Genomic DNA, 1,370 nt, shown 5'->3' on the forward strand with positions numbered 1-1,370 from the left:
TCACCGTCGTCGATACCGTCATCATCGGTGTCAGCCTTATTCGGATCGGTACCAAGCTCCTTCTCCTTATCATCGGGCAGGCCATCACCATCAGTATCCTTCTGGTCATCCTCACCCGGCTTGGAGTTCGGGTCATTCGGATCCGTCGGAGCAGGCTTGCCGTCCTTGTCCTTGTTGTTGACCTCAGAACCATCATTGTGGCCGTCACCATCAGTATCAGGCTTGGTCGGATCCGTCGGAGCACCGTTCTCACCCGGCTTAACCTTGTTGCCGTCCTTATCGAACGGGTTCTTAGAACCGTCTACCTCATCACCGTCGTTGATACCGTCATCATCGGTGTCAGCCTTATTCGGATCGGTACCAAGCTCCTTCTCCTTATCGTCGGTCAGACCGTCGTTATCGGAGTCCTTCTTGCCATCAGACGGCTTGTCGTCCTCGTCACCTGGCTTGTCCTCAGCCTCAATCAGATCGGCGACATCGTTGCCGTTCCTGTCGGTGATACCGGTGTCGCCAAGGCCGTCTTCGTCCTTGTCTTCAACCTTGCCCTCAGGAACCTCAGACTCCTCAGCGTTGGACTTGCCGTCCTTGTCGCTGTCCTCGTCACCATCATTGGTACCGTTGCCATCGGTGTCCGGGTTCAGCGGATTAAGGCCGGCTTCCTTCTCATCATCGTTGGACACACCGTCGCCATCAGCGTCCGGGTCCTCAGAGTTGATGATGCCGTCGCCGTCCTTATCACCCTTCGGACCATCCTCATCATCCTTGTCGATGATGTCCGGGATACCGTCGCCATCCTTATCGGTGGTCTTATCCTCATCCGGGTTGGACTCATCCTTGTTCGGCTTGCCGTCACCATCGGTGTCCTCGTCACCATCATTGGTGCCGTCACCATCGGTATCCGGGTTATACGGATCGGTACCGGCAGCCTTCTCGTCAGAGTTATTGACACCATCACCATCGATGTCCGGATCAACAGCATCCGGCTTGCCGTCACCATCAGTGTCGTTGGTCAGCGGGCCATCGGTGATGTCAGCCTCGCCGTCCTCCGGATCCTTATCGGTAACACCGGTATCACCAAGGCCGTCGCCGTCCTTGTCTTCAACCTTGCCCTCAGGAACCTCGGACTCATCCTTGTTCTTCTTGCCGTCACCATCGGTGTCCTCGTCACCATCCTCGGTGCCGTCACCATCAGTATCCGGGTTCAACGGATCAAGACCGGCTTCCTTCTCATCATCATTGGACACACCGTCGCCATCAGCATCCGGGTCCTCAGCATTGATGATGCCATCGCCGTCCTTATCACCCTTCGGACCATCCTCATCATCACGGTCAATGATGTCCGGGATGCCATCACCATCCTTATCGGTGAT

At 56.1% G+C, this 1,370-nt stretch carries 1 pseudogene; it reads right to left on the reverse strand.

Annotation, left to right across the window (positions count from 1 at the left end):
- Nucleotides 1–1,370 (reverse strand): annotated as a pseudogene (locus NX84_RS13045) (hypothetical protein); the annotation flags it as partial.

Origin of the sequence: Corynebacterium minutissimum, from assembly GCF_000805675.1 — a bacterium.
Taxonomy (GTDB): domain Bacteria; phylum Actinomycetota; class Actinomycetes; order Mycobacteriales; family Mycobacteriaceae; genus Corynebacterium; species Corynebacterium minutissimum.